Below are 20656 nucleotides of genomic sequence, written 5' to 3'. Positions count from 1 at the left end.
TAATCAATGGAAAATGAAAAAAATGAAAAAACCCCTTTGATTGTGCTAAAGGAAATCAATAAGTATTTTCCAATGGGAAAAGAAAAACTTCATGTCCTAAAATCATTAAACCTAACGATTTATGAAGGTGAGTTCATTATGATTATGGGGAAATCAGGGAGCGGTAAAACGACCTTAATGAATATTATTGGGTTTTTAGATCGAATTTCAGATGGAACTTATTTATTTAAAGGAACGGATGTGTCTTCTTTATCCGAAAATAAGAAGTCCGATTATCGCAATCAGTTCTTTGGTTTTGTTTTTCAACAGTTCTTTTTGATTGATTCTTTAAATGTTATTCAAAATGTTGAATTGCCAATGGTTTATCAAGGGGTCAAAAAAAGTAGCGAAAAACACGAACGAGCAAAAAAATATTTAGACTTAGTTGGTTTGGGAACAAAATTAAAGTCTCGTGCTACTGAGTTGTCAGGTGGACAACAGCAACGTGTAGCGATTGCAAGATCGTTAGTGAACAATCCGTTGTTGATTATGGCAGATGAGCCTACAGGTGCCTTAGATAGTGAAACAGGAAAAGAAATTATGAGTACATTAAGTGAATTAAATAAAGAAGGCAAAACAATTGTCATGGTAACGCATGATGAAGATATGACAAAATACGCAACTCGAGTAATTCGAATGAAAGATGGCGTCTTTGTAGAGAATGGGGTGACTTTATGATTATCAATATTTTAATCAGCACCTTTTTAAGTTTAAGAGCACACAAGCTTCGCGTATTTTTAACAATGGTTGGAATTATTATTGGAATCACATCGGTTGTCTGTATCTCAACTTTAGGTGCCGGGATGAAAAAGCAAGTAATGTCAGCTAATGATACCAATGCAAATATTATGAAAATTCAATACAGTATGGAAGACGAAGAATCAGATGGAATGAACTATATTAGTTATAAGGATAGTGATTTTTCTTTTACAAGAGTTGATTTGAAAAAAATAAAAGACATAAAAGGCATTGATGCAATCTATCCAGATTATGGTGGAGTAGCAGGTGGCGATAATATTGATGTCAATATGGATTACTTTGGGGCAAAAGCAAGTTTAATGGCAACCCCTAATACCGGCGAAGTTCCGTTAGCCTTTGGTCGTCAAATCGAATCCAGAGATGCCAATCGTGATGTGATTATTTTAGATCACAGTGTTTTTGATGATCAAATCAAGATGGATAAGCCAGAAGAAATGCTGAATCAGGCGGTTTCAATTAATGGTTACATGTACAAGGTAATTGGAATTAAAGAAAAGTTCGATTACAATAACCTTTCTCAAAGCGAAAGCATGGAGTTAGATTGGAATACCGTTGGAAGCAGCATTGTTTCAAGAGCTTCTTATAATGAGTTGGCAAAATCAAAACAAATCCAAGGAATTAATTTGAAATTAAAACCTGATGCGGATCGCCAACAAGTTTTAGATGAAGCCGTTAATAGAATGACCGAAGCCCATCCAGAGGTAAAAGGAATTTTCAAAGAAAACGACAGTGCACAGCAACAACAAAAAATGATGGAAGATGCTGTTGGTGGAATGACAGGATTTTTAATGGCAATTACAGCAATTTCACTTCTTGTTGGTGGGATTGGCGTGATGAATATTATGTATGTTTCGGTAACTGAAAGAAAACGTGAAATTGGGATTAGACGAGCAATTGGAGCTAAACCAAGAACGATTTTACTACAATTCTTACTTGAAGCAGCTTTTATCACCTTAATCGGAGGATTGATAGGAATCGCATTAGGTTATGGTCTATCTAAATTACTAGGATCATTTGTCCAAATAATTCCTGTAATGACGCCTCAAATCTTTATTATTTCAACAGTTGTGTCGATTTTTACTGGGATTCTATTTGGAATTATACCTGCAATTAATGCAGCAAAAATGGACCCAATCAAAGCAATCTATCGTTAACTAAAAAAAGAGAGCACTCTTATGGAGAGTGTTCTCTTTTTTTAGTTAAAGAATAAAGTATAGACAACTGACAGTACACCTGAACCTATCATTGCGAATAACATAATCCAAACAACGATTTTTGTTATTTTTTCCATTTTAGTAGGTTGTTTTTTCTTATAGCTTGTTTTATAAATATCTTTATTTTTCAAGAATAGTTCCTCACTTTCTTTTTAAATAGTCTCTATCATTTTACACTTAATGAGACTGCTTTTTCAAGTGATGATTTAAAAATAGTTTTTCTTTTTTAAAATCCAAGCTGTAATAATGCTAATAATCAACATCAATAACAAAACAATCCAAAAAGCATTTGGAGCTTGCGATAATGGCAAGTCAACGTTCATTCCGTAAATTCCGCCAATAATAGTAGGAATAGTTAAAACAATTGTAATAGAGGTTAAAATTTTCATAATATTGTTTAAATTATTTGAAACAACAGCTGAAAACACATTGCTAACCTGATCTAAAATTTCTCGGTATTGATGAATCATCGTTTCAGCCTGTTCATTTTCAACAATTACATCATGCAAGAAACTACGAGCGACAGCATTCTTACTAAAACGATCGGTTTCTTTCATAATATCTAGAATCGGACGATTGCTGGAAATTGCGGTTAAGAAGTAAGTTAAGCTTTTTTGCAAAGCCATCAAAGCAAAAAGCTGTTCGTTTTTAGTTGACTTCGTAAGTTGTAGCTCTAATTTTTTTGTTTCATCATCAATATCATTTAAAAAATGAATATAAGAGGCTGAAATGTGCCATAGAAGGCGTAAGACAAATTGCTCTTGATGAGTAGTATCGATTTTGTATCCCTCTTGATTTTGAATCATTTTTGTAATGAATAAGGGTGTATGTTTTGAAGCAGTAATCAAGGTGTTTTTAGTTAAAATGATTGAAATAGGAAGTGTCACATACTCGATGTAACCCAATTCACCAATCATTAAGTGAGGGTATTGCATAACAATAAGAGAAGCTGCATCTTCATCTTCTTCTTTTAGCATTTCTTGTCTTGAATTTTCATTCTCATCTAAGACACTGGTAATATAATCTCTTGGAAAATTGAATGTTTTAACTAATTTAGTAATTTCTTCATCAGTAGGGTCGTTTACATTAATCCAACCACCACTTATTTCTTGATTGTCAGTAATTAATTCACCAACACCATTTGTACGAAAACCTTGAATCATAAGTGAAATCTCCTTATCCATTTTTCATAAACTCATAGTTTCATTATACACTAGAACAATCCAAATAACTTAAATAAACTATAAAGTAGGAAGAGTTGCACAAATGGGTCGTTTCACTTAAAATAGAGAATACAATCAGGAAAGAAGTGGTAGTCAATGTTAATCAACGAGGAAAGACTTATTCAACGGTTTGTTGATTTGGTGAAAATCGATTCAGAAACCAAACAAGAAGAAGCGATTCAACCTTATTTAAAATCAGAATTTGAAAAACTAGGATTAGAAGTAACTGAAGATCAAACCAAGGGAGAAACAGGTTTTGGTGCGAACAATCTGATTGCGGTATTAGCTGGAGATGACAGTCTGGAGACGATTTTCTTTTCTTGTCACATGGACACGGTAATGCCAGGGAAAAATATTCAACCTATTATCAAAGATGGTGTGATTCAAACCGATGGAACGACTATCTTGGGTGCAGATGATAAAGCTGGGATTGCGATTTTATTTGAACTCATTCAAACACTAAAGGAATCAGAAATGGTTCATTGTCCAATTGAATTTGTGATTACAGTTGGGGAAGAGAGCGGATTAGTTGGTGCTAAAGCGTTTGACGTTAAACAACTTTCTGCAAATTACGGGTTCGTTCTAGATACAGGTGGCCCAGTTGGAAGCATTACAGTTGGAAGCCCGACTCAATATCGTATCGAAGCTTTGATTAAAGGTGTGACGGCTCATGCTGGAGTAGCTCCTGAAAAAGGAATTTCAGCAGTTCAGATTGCAGCAAATGCGATTCATCATATGAAATTAGGTAGAATTGATGAAGAAACAACAGCAAACATTGGTTTAATCAGTGGTGGGACAGCTACTAATATTGTAATGGATCGCTTAGAAGTGATTGCAGAAGCGCGGTCATTGTCAAAAGAAGCTTGTGAAAATCAAGTGAACCACATGAAATCAACGTTTGAAACGATTGCATCTGAAATGGGCGGTTCAGCAGTCGTTTTAACTAAGAAAAATTATGACGGCTATCGTTTTACCAAAGAAACTCAAGTTGTTCAAGTTGCGGCAAAAGCAATTATGAACCTAGGTATTCGTCCTAATTATCAAACAAGCGGTGGCGGAAGTGATGCAACTATTTTTAATGGAAAAGGCAAGCCAACAACCAACTTATCCATTGGATATGAGAAAATTCATACGGTTCATGAATACATTCCAACTAAGGAATTAAAAAAAGCTGCAGAATTAGCGTATCAAATCGTAACGGTGGTAAGTAGTAAATAAAAGAATAAAAGAAATCAATTCTTTTATTTTCAGCAAATATTTGGTACGATAATGAAGAGTTTTAAAATGTAAGCATTTGAAGGGAGCGTTTCATAAATGTCGAAACAAGAAATTGGCGTTATCGGAATGGCAGTAATGGGTAAAAACTTAGCTTTAAATATTGAAAGCAGAGGATATAGCGTTTCTATTTTTAACCGTACAGGTTCTAAAACTGAAGAAGTTGTTGCAGAGCATCCAGATAAAAAATTGGTGCCAACTTATACAATAGAAGATTTTGTGGCTTCTCTTGAAAAACCACGTCGTATTTTGATTATGGTTAAAGCAGGAGCACCAACAGATATGACGATTCAAGCGTTGTTGCCTCATTTAGATAAAGGCGATATTTTAATTGATGGAGGAAATACCTTCTTTAAAGATACAATTCGTCGTAATGAAGAGTTGGATCAATCAGGTATTAACTTTATTGGTACAGGTGTTTCAGGTGGGGAAGAAGGAGCTTTGAAAGGTCCTGCAATCATGCCTGGTGGACAAAAAGAAGCCTACGATTTAGTTGCACCTATTTTTGAAAAAATTGCGGCTGTTGCTAAAGAAGATGGCGAACCATGTGTCACTTATATTGGCCCAAATGGTGCTGGTCACTATGTTAAGATGGTTCATAATGGAATCGAATATGGCGATATGCAATTGATAGCAGAGTCTTATGCACTATTAAAAGATGTTGCGGGCTTAAGTGTAGAAGAAGCAGCAGCAGTCTTCACGGAATGGAACAATGGAGAATTAGATAGCTATCTAATGGAAATTACTTCTGACATCTTAACAAGAAAAGATCCAGAAACAGGAAAACCAATTGTTGACGTGATTTTAGATCGTGCTGGAAATAAAGGAACAGGTAAATGGACGTCACAAAGTGCATTGGATTTAGGTGTGCCACTGCCACTAATTACAGAATCCGTATTCGCACGTTACATTTCAGCAATGAAAGAAGAACGGGTGAATGCAAGCAAAGTTCTACCAAAACCAGCTACATTTACATTAACAGAAGAGAAAGCAGAATTTATCGAAAAAATTCGTCAAGCTTTATACTTTAGTAAAATCATGAGCTATGCACAAGGATTTGCTCAAATGCGTATTGCGAGTGAAGAATACAACTGGGATTTACAATATGGTGAAATTGCTAAGATTTTTCGTGCAGGATGTATTATCCGTGCTCGTTTCTTACAAAAAATTACAGATGCTTATGACCGTGAGCCAGCATTGAAAAACTTATTATTGGATGAGTATTTCATTGATATTACGAAAAACTATCAAGATGCTGTTCGTGATGTTGTAGGAATTGCCGTTAAAGCAGGCGTTCCAATTCCAACCTTCTCATCAGCTATTGCTTATTACGATTCTTATCGTTCAGAAAACTTACCAGCGAACTTAATCCAAGCACAGCGCGATTATTTTGGTGCTCATACGTATGAAAGAACGGATAAAGAAGGCGTTTATCATTACGATTGGTATGGGGAAGACAATAAATAAACGTTTAAATTAAAAAAGAAAGCGTGGAAAACAATGGGAAGATTTCTTTCCAAGTAGTTTTCCATGCTTTTTTAGTTAGAAATTGGTCTATCTAGATTGCTAATCCATTCTTTACTATCTGTCACTAAAAGTACTTTTTTACTAAGAGCCGTTTCTTCACTGACTTTAAAGGCAAGCTTTCGAGTGATAGTGATATCAGGATTGATAGCATCTTGGTATAAAAAGTCAGTAGCAAAGTTTAGTTCAGGTTCGAAACTAACGTCATCTTTGATAAGTAAAAAATCGGAATAGTTAATGTTAATTGCTTTGGTAAGATTATTTTTCGTTCGAATCTCTAGTTCGAGGGTAACTGAGGAATCTTTTTTTTGTTCGCTGGGTACAATTTTTTTATCCAGTACCTCTATCGTGACTCCATTTTGAATAGGGGAAGCCATTCTTTTTTCATTGATAAAACTATTCTGATTTATAAAAATAATTGGAGATCGGAAAACAACCCTTTCGTTTTTTACTTTCATTTTGTAGAAACCGAAAAAAATAATTGTCAATAGTAAGATAATTACAACGAGAATGAGTATCTTTCGTTTGAGATTCTTTTTTTTCGTTTTTGGATATAGCATTTTTCTAGCCATTGTCTCCTCCTATATTCTTTTATCTTTTACATAAAAGCGTTTATTCAAACAAAAATAACAACGGTTCAATTATATCATTTTGCTGAATAGGTCACAATAGCTACAATTTTTTGGTATAGTTTTTTTATATTAATTATCTATTGAAGAAGAATTTAGGCTATTATCATTTTCTCAATGTTTTTTTATTTTTTGAAAAAAACTGAAGAATTTAATTTGAAAAAGAGTAAAAAATGATTGAATTAGGTGTATAACGTTTATTTTTTATTTATTTATGGTAAAATGAAGTGAAAATTCAATTAGAAATAGATTGTAGTAAGAGGTCAAACATGTTATTGTACTAAAGTCGCAGTGTAAGAATAAATCCACTGAGTATAAAGGAAAAGGTGAATAGGTATGCATAAAATATTAATTATTGAAGATGAGAAGAATTTAGCGCGCTTTGTTGAGTTAGAATTAAAACATGAAGGTTATGAAACTGAAGTTCAAAATAATGGTAGAGCAGGACTTGAAGCAGCGCTTTCAGATGATTGGGATGCTATTTTGCTTGATTTGATGTTACCAGAATTAAACGGAATTGAAGTTTGCCGCCGTATTCGTCAAGTGAAAAATACGCCAATTATCATGATGACTGCAAGAGATTCTGTGATTGATCGAGTTTCTGGTTTAGATCATGGAGCAGACGATTATATTGTGAAACCTTTTGCGATTGAAGAACTATTGGCACGCTTACGTGCGTTGTTACGTCGCATTGATATTGAAGGCGAACAAAATATTACGAAACAAACTACGGTTACATACCGTGATATCACTGTTGAAAAAGAAAATCGTGTTGTCAGACGTGGGGATGAAGTGATTGAATTAACGAAGCGTGAGTATGAATTGTTATTAGCTTTGATGGAAAACGTTAACGTAGTTTTAGCAAGAGATGTTCTTTTAAATAAAGTATGGGGCTATGAAACAGAAGTTGAAACGAATGTGGTGGATGTTTATATCCGTTATTTGCGTAATAAAATTGATGTTCCTAACGAAGAAAGCTATATTCAAACAGTTCGTGGAACGGGTTATGTGATGCGCTCGTGAGCAATAAAATTATTGACAGTGAAAAAGAGGAGAAACCTAAAGTAAAAAAGCGGGTTTCTCTTAAATGGAAGTGGACGATTGGCGCAAGTATGGCAATCTTTTTTACGTACACTCTTTTTTCTGTCGCTATTTTTATGGGATTTACACAAATGATGATTTCACAAGAGCATGCAAATGTAAAAGATACTTTGTTTGCAGTCTCTAATAAGTTGAAATTGGAATCTGCTAATTTAACAAATGAAAAAGTGACTCAAACACTACAACCTAATTTTCCGACTACAAATGACTCAGAAGTAGATTCAAGGTTTTTGATTGATGACAGTTCATATGATTCAATCGATACACTTTACGCTAAAATAAATGAAGCAGGAGTTGTGGTCAGAGTTTTTGATCCAAATTCACGATTGTTGTATGAATCAAGAGCAAGTCATGCAACGTTCACTAAAACAGCGTATACTGAAATTAAACCAATCAAAATTGATGGGAAAGACGGATTTTCAGGGACAATGCCAATTATGTCTAGTCAGAATCAAAATATTATTGGATATGTTCAAGTAACCAATGAATTATTGCGTTATCATGAAATGAGCAATAAAATTGTTTTGGTGATGCTGACAATGGGAAGTTTAGCCTTGATTGTGAGTGGTGTATTAGGTTATTTATTAGCCATTAATTTCTTAAAACCAATTAAGCTAATGACGCGAACAATGAATGATGTTAGACAGGATACGCAATCGCGCTCAAGAATGGTCGTACCAGATTCAAACGATGAATTATCTGATTTGACAAGGCTTTTCAACGATATGTTAGATAAAATGCAAAAATACATTGAACAGCAGAAACAATTTGTTGAAGATGTTTCTCATGAATTACGGACGCCAGTAGCTATTATGGAAGGTCATTTAAAACTATTAAATCGTTGGGGAAAAGAAGATCCTGTTATTTTAGACGAATCTTTGTCTGCATCCTTACAAGAAATTGAACGGATGAAGAGCTTAGTACAAGAAATGCTAGATCTTTCTAGAGCCGAACAAGTGGAAATTCATTATAAACATGAGAAAACAAATGTAAAAAATATGATCCATCAAACCTTTAATAATTTTAGTATGATTCACCCAGATTTTGTTTTTAATTTAGATGATGACGTCGATGAAGATGTGAATGTTCAAATTTACCGAAATCATTTTGAACAGATTTTGATTATTTTATTGGACAATGCAGTGAAATATTCAACAGATCGTAAAGAGATTCACATTTCCGTAGCCCAAGATGATTACGCTATTCAAATTGCCATTCAAGATTTTGGTGAAGGAATTGGTCAAGGGGATTTGCAAAAAATATTTAATCGTTTTTATCGAATCGACAAGGCAAGAAGTCGAGACAAAGGTGGAAATGGATTGGGTTTAGCGATCGCCAAGGAGCTACTAGATGGGTACCAAGGAACGATTTCCGTTGAAAGTGTTTTAAATCACGGTACAATCTTTAGAATTAGTTTACCGATTTTAAAAGAAAATTAAAAAGAAAGGAGCCAGTGACCAAGGTCATTCGCTCCTTTCTTTTTTGTTTAAATTAACGATTCTGTTTACCAGAATTACGTCCTTTTTTAGGATTAGGTGTATTTTTTTTTGAAGCTGCGCTAATTTCTTCAGCTTTGATTGGCTTAGCTTTTTGAACGACAGCAGGTTGAATCGGACGATTTTTCATTTCCTCTGCGATTGCAGCTTTAATTTTAGGTTTGTGATACAAATTTGTAATTAAAGTTTGGAAACAAGCAAAGACTCCACCGACTAACCAATAAAGACCAAGCCCCGCTGGTGATTGAAGTGTGAAAATTAAAATCATTACTGGACTCATAAACATCATCATGCGCATTTGTTTTTTCTGAGCCTCAGGCATGCCAATCATTGAAAGGTAAGCTTGCACGACGTAAACTAAACCAGCAGCAATTGCTAGATAGACATTTTTATCGCCAAGGTTAATTCCTAAGAAGTTGCTTTCAGCAATCTGAGGAGAAAGGCGAATTGCTTGATACATAGCAGTAAAAATAGGCATTTGGATTAGAATTGGTAAACATCCGATTCCACCAGTCATACTCATATTATTGGCTTTGTAAAGTGCCATTAATTCTTGTTGAGCAGCAGCTTTTTCTTCTTGCGTGGCAGCTTCTTTTTGTTTCTTTTGGATAACATCCATTTCAGGCTTAATGACAGCCATCTTTTCTTGCTGAATCATTGATTTTTTCGCTTGATTTAAATTTAAAGGCAAAATAATGACACGAACGATTAACGTAATAAAAATAATCGCCATTCCATAACTGCCATTAAACAAGTCAGCTAACCAAATGATAGAATTTCCTGTTGGCACAACAAGATAGTCGTAAATAAAACCTGTTCCATTCCCATTTTTATCAGTTTTCATACAACCAGATAAGAATAGGACAAGACTTAATACGCTACTTGTTAAAAGTAATTTTTTTAATTTATTCATGTTTCACGATCCTTTGATTAATTTAATAGGTAACATTTCTAACTATACTTGAATCGCAGTCAGATTTCAATTAGTTACTGAAAATTTGTTGCGAATTTTGATAGATGCATCTTCTTCAACTTGGAGATTTTCGACTCGACCGCTGGGGGTTGGGGACTGCTTAATTTTAGCAATAAATAAATCGATTTTATCTGAATCACCATTTGCTTCGATATAAACCGATCCGTCCGCTTCATTTTGTACAATTCCAAATATGCCAATTTGATCGGCAACCATCTTCGTCATATAACGAAATCCAACACCTTGCACGCGACCTTTTACCTTCATACGAATGGTTTTCATCAAATCTTCTCCTTTCTAATACGTAACAATATAAGTATTTTAACGATGAATTTGTGATTAGTCAATCAAACTACAAAAAAGCCAATTAGAGTAAGTCATGATATACTTAAATTAAGATAAAAAACAGGAGGGGATCTATTTGTATCAAGTGATTGCATTATATGGTGAATATGAACCCTGGTGGTTTTTTGATGATTGGAAAGACGATATTGTTTCACAAAATGATTATGCGACTTTTCAAGAAGCTAGCCGAGCATATCAGCAAATTTATTCAGAGTTAGAGATGCAGTATCCTTATAAAGAAACAAAAAAGTCTTATTTAACTGCATTTTGGAATGAAACAGAAATACGATATTGCGAAGATTGCGAAGATGACATACAATTATTCCATAGTATCATGCTTTTAAAAGATGATCGACCTTTTGAAGTGTTTCAACCGACAGCTTCAAAATAGAAAGGAAATTAAATGAAAACATTGATTATTGCAGAAAAACCTAGCGTTGGAAAAGAGATTGCTCGTGTTCTTGGCGCTACTCAAAAAAATAAGAACTATATAGAAGGAAAAGATGTTATCGTAACATGGGCATTAGGTCATTTATTAGGTTTAAAAATGCCAGAAGATTACAAAAAAGAATGGGCTAATTGGGATTTAGAAAGTTTGCCTTTAATTCCTCCTAAAATGGCGATTAAACCATTAAAAAATACAGGGCATCAATTAAAAGCGATTAAACAATTAGCGAACCGCAAAGACATTGATAGTGCTGTAATTGCAACAGATGCCGGAAGAGAAGGGGAATTGGTTGCGCGTTGGATTTTAGAGTATGTTCACTTTAATAAACCTGTTAAGCGACTATGGATTTCTTCTCAAACTGACAAAGCCATTAAAGAAGGATTTAAAAATCTGAAACCAAGTAAGCAATACGATGCATTATACGATTCAGCAATAGCACGTTCCCAAGCGGATTGGTTGGTTGGCTTAAATGTAACAAGAGCCTTAACGGTTAGATATCAAGACAGCTTGTCAGCTGGACGTGTCCAAACACCTACTTTAGCAATGGTACGCAAACAAGAAGAAAAAATAGAAACGTTTATGCCAGAAACTTTTTATACCGTCAGCTTAATGGTGGATGGTCAAAAAGCAACTTTGATTGAAGGCGCTAAAACCAAATTTAAGGATCGTAAAGAAGCCGAAGAATTGGCGACTAAATTAAAAAGTAAACCAGTTAAAGTAAATGAAATCAAAGAAAAAATTCAAACAGATTATGCACCTATTCCTTATGATTTAACTGAATTACAACGAGATGCTAATAAACGTTACCAATTTTCAGCTAAGAAAACGTTAGGTTTGATGCAGACTTTGTATGAACGTCATAAAGTATTGTCGTACCCAAGAACCGATTCAAAGCATTTAACAACCGATATGGCAGCAACAATGAAAGATCGTTTACATGCTGTTCAAAGTTTTTCACCGGATGTTGTAAAGAAAGCTTTAAAAAATGGCGGACAAGTAACTCAAAAAGGGGTTTTCAATAATAGCAAGGTAACCGATCACCATGGGATTATTCCGACGGAAGAACGACCAAGAGTTGAAAAAATGGAAAGTGATGAGCTGAAAATTTACCGAATGGTTGTAGAGCGCTTCTTAGGATTGTTTTTACCAGCCTATCAAGCTAAAAAAACGACGTATCAATTTTTAGTTGAAGGCATTCAATTCCAATGTCAACAAGAAGAAGTGATTGAAGCTGGATGGAAACAAGTGGAGGCACCTAAAGTAGAGGCTTCTTATAAAAAAGGCGAAACGTTAAAAAACCCACAATTTGCAATCAATAAACATTTAACAGAGGCACCAAGTCGTTTGACAGAAGCAACCCTCTTGCAAAAAATGGAGAAAACGGGTTTAGGAACTCCCGCAACAAGAGCTGAAATTATTGAAAAATTAATCAGTAGTGAGTTGATGGAACGTGCACAAAATAAATTAAGTGTGTCGCCTAAAGGAAGACAGTTATTGACTCTGGTTAATCCAACACTTGTAACACCTGATTTAACTGCGAAATGGGAAAAAGCACTAGAAGAGATTGCCGCTAGCAAATTAAAAAAAGAAGTCTTTATTAAACAAATCGAAGCTGAAACAACACGCCTAGTAAAAGAGATCAAGACAAGCAATCAAGTATACACCGATCACTCATTAACGAATAAAACATGTCCGGATTGCGGTGAAAAGTTAAAAGAAAAAAATGCTCGTGATGGCAAAATTTTAGTTTGTAGCAATACGGAGTGTTCTTACCGCCGTAGAAAAGATCCAAAAGTATCGATGCATCGATGCTCACAGTGCCATAAAAAAATGGAAATTCATGAAGGCAAAAATGGTGCTTATTTCAAATGTAAGTTCTGTAATATCTCTGAAAAAATAGGAGATAAGAAAAATAAAAAAATGTCAAAACACGAAGAAAAGAAAATGCTTAAAAAATATAGTCAAAGTGAAGAGGAAGTTGAAAGTCCTTTAGCATTGGCATTAAAAGCTGCCATGAAGGAGAATAAGTAATCATAAAAAAAAGCCTGCTCTTTTTGCAGGCTTTTTTATTTAAGTGTTTATAGAAGCGAAACAAAAAAAATTCAAGTTATTTTGTAGACAAGAATATAAGAATAGTTTATCCTTTATATAGGAGTTGACTTTTAAGCAACTTAAAAAGGAGGATTTTATGAATATTAAAGAAGTTAAACTTGAAGCTAAAAATAGCTTGCAAGGCAACTGGGGAACGGCTATTGGTGGATTTATCATTTTAGGATTAATTAGTTTCGCAATGTCAATGGTAACCAATATGATTTCTGGTGTTGGATCAATTGCAGGTGGTTTGGCAGGCGCAAATAGTGGAAATATTAGTGAAGCAGATCTTATCGCGATGACATCTGTAATGATTGGTACAATGTCTGTATCATTTGTTTTAGGGATTATTACCCAAATTATTAGCTCAGTGTTAGATGTTGGGTATAAATGGTCATTTTTAGACTTAGTAGATGGAAAAAATTATTCAATCGGTTCAATTTTCCAAGTATTTAATAAAAACTTTTTCAAAGTGTTAGGTTTAATTATTATGATTGGTATTTTTACTGCATTATGGTCATTATTATTAGTGGTTCCTGGTATTATTAAGTCATATAGTTATAGCCAAGCATTGAATATCATGAAAGATAATCCAGAGATTGGCATTTTAGATGCAATTACAGCGAGTCGTAAATTGATGGACGGCAAAAAAGCAAATTTCTTCTTTTTACAATTATCATTCATACTATGGTATATCGTACCACTTATTATTTGGTTGGTTGTGTTTTTCATAGGTATTAGTGGGTGGGATAATGGAACTTCTCCATTAGTTGTTACATCAATAATTTTGGCATTTGTTTTAGCGCTATATTTTATTGCCATTAGTTTTTACATCACTCCTTACCTAAAAACTTCAGAACAAGTTTATTACCGTCGTTTGACAGTTCAACAGTTAGGGGAATAATCGTATAATTAAAACTCTTAGTAGGAAATCTACTAAGAGTTTTTTTTTGTTAAAAAGGCAATAGAAATTGATTTTTTTAAGGGGAGAGAGAACATTTGTCCGCTTTTTTGTGTATAATAAAGAAGAATATGATTGAAAGGAGTATGAAGAGTGGCACAAAAAAAGAAGACGAAAAAAAAAGCACCCTCAAAAAAACAACAAAAACGGAATCTTTCCATTGAAATTATTGGTCTTTTATTTATCTGTTCCGCTATTTTCGCGGCAAGCAAATTAGGTTTTATTGGTATCTTAATTGCGAACCTATTCCGCTTTTTTGTAGGGAATACCTATTTGGTTAGTGTGGTTGCTTTTGGTTTATATGGTCTGTATTTAGTTTTAAAAGGCAAAGAACCTTCCTATAAAAGTAAGAAAATTATTGGCTTTAGTATTATGTATCTTAGTTTACTTGTGATTCTTCATGCCAGATTATTTAGTCCAATTATGGGGACGAATGTTAAAGTAATTCCTGCAACATTACGCTTTTTTATGACGGATATGGGAAATAATCAAATTAAAGAATCGCTTGGCGGTGGCATGATAGGCGCACTGCTTTACAGTGGAAGTCATTTTCTATTTTCACAAGGAGGTACGTACTTTATTGCAAGTATCTTAATGATTGCTGGTTTTTTTATTTTCTTTAATTTATCGTTTAAAACAGTGTTGATAAAAGTAAGAGATGTTCTGCAAAAAAATGGCCCAATTTTACAGAAAAAATGGCAAGCTTTTAATGAGAAGCGGAGTACAGTGAAACAAGAAAAAAATTCAAAAAAAGAAAACAATGGTGATTCTAAGCAACAGTCTAAGAATCGAGTCCAACCAATTTCACCAGGACAAGCACTTGCAGCTGCTGAAAAAGAAGCTGTGGTAGGCGAAGCAGAGCAGTTAGAATTGAAAATCGACAGTTATCAACAAAATTTAAAACCTACTTCAACAGAAGTCAGAGAGCCAGTAAAAGAGGAAGCAGAGCCAACTGGAGAGTTGAACTTTGAAATCAAAGCAGAACCAGAAAACCGAGACTATCAATTACCTCCTACAACATTGTTAAATGCAATTGAAGCATTGGATCAGTCGAATGAATATGCCTTGATTCAAGAAAATGTAACCAAATTAGAAGCGACTTTCAAAAGCTTTGGCGTAGATGCTAAGGTAACGAAAGCTAATTTGGGACCAGCAGTTACAAAATATGAAGTACAGCCAGCGATTGGGGTTAAAGTTAGTAAAATCGTTAGTTTAAGTGATGATATTGCGTTAGCACTAGCTGCAAAGGATATCCGTATTGAAGCACCCATTCCAGGGAAAGCCTTTATTGGGATTGAAGTACCAAATAGTGAAGTAAGTATTGTTGCTTTTAGAGATATTATAGAAGCACAACCCCTACATCCTGAAAATTTATTGGAAGTACCTTTAGGTCGAGATATTACAGGATCTGTTGCCACTGCTGATTTAGCCAAAATGCCCCATTTATTGGTGGCAGGTTCCACGGGGAGTGGGAAATCGGTTTGTATCAATGGAATCATTACGAGTATTTTGATGCGTGCGAAACCTCATGAAGTTAAATTGATGATGATTGATCCAAAGATGGTTGAATTAAATGTCTATAACGGCATTCCTCATTTGTTAACACCGGTTGTAACAAATCCTAAAAAAGCCGCACAAGCATTGCAAAAAGTGGTGATGGAAATGGAACGACGCTATGAATTATTTGCAGCTAGTGGCATGCGAAATATTACAGGTTACAATAAAATGGTTGCCACTAAAAATACGGAGAAGGATGAAAATTATCCGTTTCTACCTTATATTGTTGTAATTGTAGATGAATTAGCTGATTTAATGATGGTGGCGAGTAATGAAGTGGAAGACGCGATTATTCGCTTAGCACAAATGGCGAGGGCAGCTGGTATTCATATGATTCTTGCGACTCAAAGACCAAGTGTTGACGTTATTACGGGGATTATCAAAGCCAATGTTCCCTCAAGAATTGCATTTGCAGTTTCAAGTGGCATCGATTCAAGAACTATTATTGACAGTAGCGGGGCTGAAAAGTTGCTAGGTCGCGGAGACATGCTCTTTTTACCAATGGGTGAAAATAAACCTGTTCGCGTACAAGGTGCATTTATATCAGATGAAGAAGTTGAACGGATTGTAGAATTTATTACCGATCAGCAAGGAGCTAATTATCAAGAGGAAATGATGCCAACCGAAATTCAAGAAACAGTCAGTAATGAAGTACAAGACGATCTGTATGATGAGGCAGTCCAAATGGTCTTGGAAATGCAAACAGCAAGTATTTCCTTATTGCAACGTCGTTTTAGAATTGGGTACAATCGTGCAGCTAGATTGGTAGATGAGATGGAAATGCGAGGAATTGTTGGACCATCTGAGGGCAGTAAACCTCGAAAAGTGAATATCACTCATTTACCAAGTCAATCGGATCCTGAAAATAATAATGAAAGCTAAAAAGAAGACAATTTGTCTTCTTTTTTTATTCTAACAACGTTCGGTTATGAAGGGTTTTCATAAAAAAGGAATCAATAAAAGCGATATAATTTTTATAATTAAATGAAAATAAGATTAAATTCTTAATGTTTTTTATGTAAATCGCTTTCATTAATCGGTAAAACGTTTCAATTTTTATAAAAAGGTGGTAGAATAGTTGTGAGTAATGATTCGTTAACTTAACGTTTCGTTTTCAATCAAATTTTTTTTGGAGGGGTTTTAAATTGAAAAAGCGTAATCTTGTGGGTCTACTAGCAATCGGTTTAGGCGTTAGTTTAACATTAGCAGCTTGTGGCGGCGGAGCAAAGGATTCAGGTAAGAGCGGTTCTGCTAAGGGGCATACAGTTGCAATGGTAACAGACGTTGGAGGGGTAGATGATAAATCATTTAACCAATCAGCATGGGAAGGTTTGCAAGCTTGGGGCAAAGAACATGACTTGAAAAAAGGGAAAGATGGTTTTAACTATCTACAATCTAACTCTGACTCAGATTTCGTAACAAATTTAAACAGTGCCGTTAAATCACAATTTAACACTGTATTCGGAATTGGATATAAAATTGCTCCAGCTTTAGAAGATGTAGCAAAACAAAATCCAAAAACAAACTTTGCGATTATTGATTCTGTTGTCAAAGGTGACAACGTGGTTTCAGTTATCTTTAAAGACCATGAAGCAGCCTTTTTAGCAGGTGTTGCAGCAGCAAAAACAACTGAAACTAAAAAATTAGGTTTTGTTGGTGGTCAAGAAGGTGAAGTTATTGGTCGTTTTGAAGCAGGATTTATTGCAGGCGTTAAAGCAGTTGATCCAGATATCGATGTAAAAGTTGAATACGCTGGTTCATTTGGTGACTCTGCTAAAGGGAAACAATTAGCAGCAGCAATGTACAACAGTGGAATTGATATTATTTATCAAGCAGCAGGTGACACAGGTAATGGTGTCTTTTCAGAAGCTAAAGATATCATGAAAGCTGACTCTAAGAAAAAAGTATGGGTAATCGGTGTTGACCGTGACCAAACTGAAGAAGGTAAATACGAAGGTGGAAACTTAACGCTTGCTTCAACGCTTAAAGGTGTTAAAACAGCCGTAGTGGATATTTCAAATGATGCAATGAAAGATAAATTCCCAGGTGGAGAAACATTGACTTATGGCTTGAAAGAAGACGGTGTTGATTTATCTAAAGGACAATTAACAGATGATGTTCAAAAAGCAGTAGATGATTACAAACAACAAATTGTTGATGGCAAGATCGAAGTTCCAGAAAAACCTTAATTAATATAAATGACAGATATAGTGGCCGGATGATGTTTGTCCGGCTATTTTTGTGAAAAGTAATGTGAAAAAATAAAAATAGCACTTATATTATCAATAAAAAAGAATTTTAGGTAGCGGTTTCTTTTTAAATAAAGTATACTATACGAGAAAAACAACAAACATAAAAAAGGAGTGAACCAACCTTGACAGGGACAGATTATGTAATTGAGATGTCTGGTATTACAAAACAGTTTGGAGAGTTCAAAGCAAACGATAATATCAACCTTAAACTGAAAAAAGGTGAGATTCATGCACTACTTGGTGAAAATGGTGCAGGAAAGTCAACACTGATGAATATTCTATCAGGTTTATTAGAACCAACATCTGGTGAAATTAAAATCAATGGTGAAGCTGTTAAAATCAGTTCCCCTAGTGTCGCGAATAAATTGGGAATTGGAATGGTTCACCAACACTTTATGTTAGTGAAAAAATTTACGGTAACCGAAAATATTATTTTAGGTAGTGAGCCCAATCGTTTAGGATTTTTAGACAAATTGGCTGCTAAAAAAATGATTAATGAATTATCTGGAAAGTATGGTTTATCTGTTGATCCTACAGCTGTTGTAGAAGATATTTCAGTGGGAATGGAACAAAGAGTCGAAATTATTAAAACGCTTTACCGAGGAGCAGATATTTTAATTTTTGATGAGCCGACTGCAGTTTTGACTCCACAAGAGATTGATGAATTAATTGATATCATGCGTGAATTAGTTAAAGAAGGAAAATCAATTATCTTGATTACTCATAAATTAGATGAAATTAAACAAGTGGCTGATCGTTGTACGGTCATTCGTCGTGGTCAAAGTATCGATACCGTTGACGTGAAAAAAACAAGCCAACAAGAACTAGCGGATATGATGGTTGGACGCTCTGTTTCATTTAAAACAAAGAAAATAAAAGCGGCACCACAAGAAGTGGTTTTAGAAATAAAAGATTTAGTTGTTAAAGAATCTCGAGGCTTAGAGGCAGTTAAAGGCTTAAGTTTAGACGTTCGTGCAGGAGAAGTCGTTGGGATTGCCGGAATTGATGGCAATGGTCAAAGTGAACTGATTCAAGCAATCACCGGATTAACTAAAGTAGAATCAGGAAGTATCACCCTTGAAGGAAAAGCTGTTCAAAATTTACCTCCTCGAAAAATTACAGAGACGGGATTAGGTCATATTCCAGAAGATCGCCATAAATATGGCTTGATTTTACCAATGAGCCTAGAGGAAAATATTGCTTTACAAACCTATTACCAAAAACCTTTAAGCAATCATGGTTTTTTAAATCATCGTGCAATCAATCAATATGCTACAAAATTGATTGAAGAGTTTGATGTCCGAACTCCAAATGAATTTGTACCAGCAAGTGCGTTATCAGGTGGGAATCAACAAAAAGCGATTATTGCTCGTGAGTTAGAGCGTAATCCTTCACTATTAATTGCTGCCCAACCAACGCGTGGACTTGACGTTGGAGCGATTGAATACATCCACAAACGTTTAATTGAACAACGTGACAAAAAGAAAGCTGTTTTATTAATGAGTTTTGAACTTGATGAAATTTTAAATGTGTCAGATCGCATTGCGGTTATGTATGAAGGGAACATCGTAGCTATTGTTGACCCTGAAACAACAACTAGAGAAGAGTTGGGATTACTGATGGCGGGTTCGTCATTAGAAAAAGCTCAAGCTGCTTTAGCCGCTGAAAATAATGAAAGATCTGTTGGAGAGGAGAATCATTTTGAATCATAGAAGCGAACGTCTTAAGAATTTTTTAGTTCCAGTGCTTTCAGTAGTGCTAGGGTTGATTCTAGGAGCCATCATTATGTTGGCTTTTGGCTATGATCCCCTATTAGGATATAGTTCATTGATTGATGGTGCGATTGGAAGTCCCTTTTATGTAGGGGAAACATTAAGACAAGCCACACCATTAATTTTAACGGCTCTAGGTTTTGCGGTTGCAAATACAGCTGGCTTCTTTAATATTGGGGTTGCTGGTCAAGCACTATTTGGCTGGGTAGGATCAGTTACCATCGCATTGATGTTTCCTGATTTGCCAAAAATGATTTTGATTCCATTCTGTTTAATTGTGGGAGCTTTATGTGGCGCGGTTTGGGCAGGAATTGCTGGTGTGTTACGAGCTTACTTTAATACAAGTGAAGTTATTGTAACGATTATGTTAAACTATACCGCTTTGTATATCTCAAATCATATGGTTCGAAATGTGTTAACAAAAGCAGATGATGCGACACCAAGAATTTCAGAAAATGCTAGTTTACGCTCAGAGTTTTTAGCATCGATTACAGAAAACTCAACGTTACATTACGGCTTACTGATTGCGATCTTGATGTGTGTGGTCGTTTGGATCATGATGCATAAAACCACTTTAGGTTATGAATTACGTTCAGTTGGATTAAATCCATACGCTTCTGAATACGCTGGTATGAGTACAAAACGCAATATTATTTTAGCAATGGTCATTTCAGGCGGGCTAGCTGGTTTAGGTGGCACGATGGAAGGTCTTGGAAACTTTGAAAATCTATTTGTGATGGGAAGTATGCCAAGTATTGGTTTTGATGGAATGGCAGTTGCCTTACTAGGAGCTGGAAATCCGTTTGGAATTCTTGTTTCAGGACTATTGTTTGGTGGACTTAAAATTGGTGGCGTGAGTATGCCGCTTTCAAGTGATGTCCCATCAGAGGTAGTAGACATTGTGATTGCCTCAATTATTTTCTTCGTTGGAGCAAATTATTTAATTCGTTACATTATGAACCGAGTGGTTAAAGTAAATAAAGGAGGGGTGAATTAA

18 protein-coding genes are annotated in these 20656 nt (G+C 34.9%); 13 read left to right on the top strand and 5 right to left on the bottom strand.

Annotated elements, in window-relative coordinates; genetic code table 11:
- Window positions 1–6 precede the first annotated feature (6 nt).
- Both AC07SW_RS02645 and AC07SW_RS02640 read left to right on the top strand, forming a co-directional pair.
- On the top strand, window positions 7–717 hold the full coding sequence (locus tag AC07SW_RS02645; RefSeq protein ID WP_034568877.1) for an ABC transporter ATP-binding protein: 711 nt from the start codon (window positions 7–9) through the stop codon (window positions 715–717).
- Complete coding sequence (locus tag AC07SW_RS02640) at window positions 714–1952, top strand: ABC transporter permease (RefSeq protein WP_034568879.1); 1239 nt, start codon at window positions 714–716, stop codon at window positions 1950–1952. The genes AC07SW_RS02645 and AC07SW_RS02640 overlap by 4 nt, the downstream gene beginning before the upstream one ends.
- A gap of 41 nt (window positions 1953–1993) precedes the next feature.
- Here the strand turns inward: AC07SW_RS02640 and AC07SW_RS02635 are convergent, their stop codons facing one another.
- Together AC07SW_RS02635 and AC07SW_RS02630 are read right to left on the bottom strand one after the other, a co-directional pair.
- Window positions 1994–2143, bottom strand: coding sequence for a DUF4044 domain-containing protein (locus tag AC07SW_RS02635; RefSeq protein ID WP_074403285.1), 150 nt, complete (start codon window positions 2141–2143; stop codon window positions 1994–1996).
- Window positions 2144–2218: 75 nt separating this feature from the next.
- Complete coding sequence (locus AC07SW_RS02630; protein WP_034568881.1) at window positions 2219–3175, bottom strand: magnesium transporter CorA family protein; 957 nt, start codon at window positions 3173–3175, stop codon at window positions 2219–2221.
- 156 nt (window positions 3176–3331) lie between these two features.
- Between AC07SW_RS02630 and AC07SW_RS02625 the strand changes: the two genes are divergently transcribed.
- Together AC07SW_RS02625 and gnd are read left to right on the top strand one after the other, a co-directional pair.
- Window positions 3332–4453 (top strand): M20/M25/M40 family metallo-hydrolase, encoded by a 1122-nt coding sequence (locus tag AC07SW_RS02625; protein WP_494632182.1) that lies wholly within the window; start codon window positions 3332–3334, stop codon window positions 4451–4453.
- Window positions 4454–4549: 96 nt separating this feature from the next.
- Window positions 4550–5977, top strand: a complete 1428-nt coding sequence (gene gnd, locus AC07SW_RS02620; RefSeq protein WP_034568886.1) for an NADP-dependent phosphogluconate dehydrogenase — start codon at window positions 4550–4552, stop codon at window positions 5975–5977.
- Window positions 5978–6048: 71 nt separating this feature from the next.
- Here gnd and AC07SW_RS02615 read toward each other — a convergent pair whose 3' ends face one another.
- Window positions 6049–6606, bottom strand: a complete 558-nt coding sequence (locus AC07SW_RS02615) for a hypothetical protein (protein ID WP_494632181.1) — start codon at window positions 6604–6606, stop codon at window positions 6049–6051.
- A 393-nt stretch (window positions 6607–6999) separates the two neighbouring features.
- Here AC07SW_RS02615 and AC07SW_RS02610 point away from each other — a divergent pair, with 393 nt between their 5' ends.
- Both AC07SW_RS02610 and AC07SW_RS02605 read left to right on the top strand, forming a co-directional pair.
- Window positions 7000–7686, top strand: coding sequence for a response regulator transcription factor (locus AC07SW_RS02610; RefSeq protein WP_034568891.1), 687 nt, complete (start codon window positions 7000–7002; stop codon window positions 7684–7686).
- 89 nt (window positions 7687–7775) lie between these two features.
- Window positions 7776–9203: a HAMP domain-containing sensor histidine kinase gene (locus AC07SW_RS02605; RefSeq protein ID WP_494632225.1), complete on the top strand. Its 1428-nt coding sequence runs from the start codon at window positions 7776–7778 to the stop codon at window positions 9201–9203.
- 52 nt (window positions 9204–9255) lie between these two features.
- Here AC07SW_RS02605 and yidC read toward each other — a convergent pair whose 3' ends face one another.
- Together yidC and AC07SW_RS02595 are read right to left on the bottom strand one after the other, a co-directional pair.
- The gene (gene yidC / locus AC07SW_RS02600) at window positions 9256–10173 is read right to left on the bottom strand and encodes a membrane protein insertase YidC (protein ID WP_119908261.1); all 918 of its coding nucleotides are present in this window, start codon (window positions 10171–10173) and stop codon (window positions 9256–9258) included.
- Between the two features lie 66 nt (window positions 10174–10239).
- Window positions 10240–10515, bottom strand: coding sequence for an acylphosphatase (locus tag AC07SW_RS02595; protein ID WP_463684370.1), 276 nt, complete (start codon window positions 10513–10515; stop codon window positions 10240–10242).
- A 148-nt stretch (window positions 10516–10663) separates the two neighbouring features.
- Here AC07SW_RS02595 and AC07SW_RS02590 point away from each other — a divergent pair, with 148 nt between their 5' ends.
- From AC07SW_RS02590 to AC07SW_RS02560, 7 genes are all read left to right on the top strand, one after another.
- Window positions 10664–10969 (top strand): DUF1033 family protein, encoded by a 306-nt coding sequence (locus tag AC07SW_RS02590; protein ID WP_236707218.1) that lies wholly within the window; start codon window positions 10664–10666, stop codon window positions 10967–10969.
- Window positions 10970–10981: 12 nt separating this feature from the next.
- Window positions 10982–13057 carry a DNA topoisomerase 3 gene (locus AC07SW_RS02585; RefSeq protein ID WP_463684372.1) on the top strand — a complete coding sequence of 692 codons (2076 nt, stop codon included), beginning with the start codon at window positions 10982–10984 and terminating at the stop codon, window positions 13055–13057.
- Between the two features lie 157 nt (window positions 13058–13214).
- Window positions 13215–14021 (top strand): DUF975 family protein, encoded by an 807-nt coding sequence (locus tag AC07SW_RS02580; protein WP_034568900.1) that lies wholly within the window; start codon window positions 13215–13217, stop codon window positions 14019–14021.
- A 150-nt stretch (window positions 14022–14171) separates the two neighbouring features.
- Window positions 14172–16517, top strand: a complete 2346-nt coding sequence (locus AC07SW_RS02575) for an FtsK/SpoIIIE family DNA translocase (RefSeq protein ID WP_119908258.1) — start codon at window positions 14172–14174, stop codon at window positions 16515–16517.
- A 263-nt stretch (window positions 16518–16780) separates the two neighbouring features.
- A complete protein-coding gene (locus AC07SW_RS02570) occupies window positions 16781–17824 on the top strand; it encodes a BMP family lipoprotein (RefSeq protein ID WP_034568904.1) in 1044 nt (347 codons plus the stop codon).
- A gap of 212 nt (window positions 17825–18036) precedes the next feature.
- A complete protein-coding gene (locus AC07SW_RS02565; RefSeq protein ID WP_034573430.1) occupies window positions 18037–19599 on the top strand; it encodes an ABC transporter ATP-binding protein in 1563 nt (520 codons plus the stop codon).
- Window positions 19589–20656: an ABC transporter permease gene (locus AC07SW_RS02560; RefSeq protein ID WP_034568906.1), complete on the top strand. Its 1068-nt coding sequence runs from the start codon at window positions 19589–19591 to the stop codon at window positions 20654–20656. Before AC07SW_RS02565 ends, AC07SW_RS02560 begins: the two co-directional genes overlap by 11 nt.

This window comes from Carnobacterium sp. GW821-FHT04C06, from assembly GCF_059420345.1.
The sequence above is the reverse complement of the archived record's forward strand: the minus strand, read 5'-3'. Positions and strand labels throughout refer to the sequence as shown.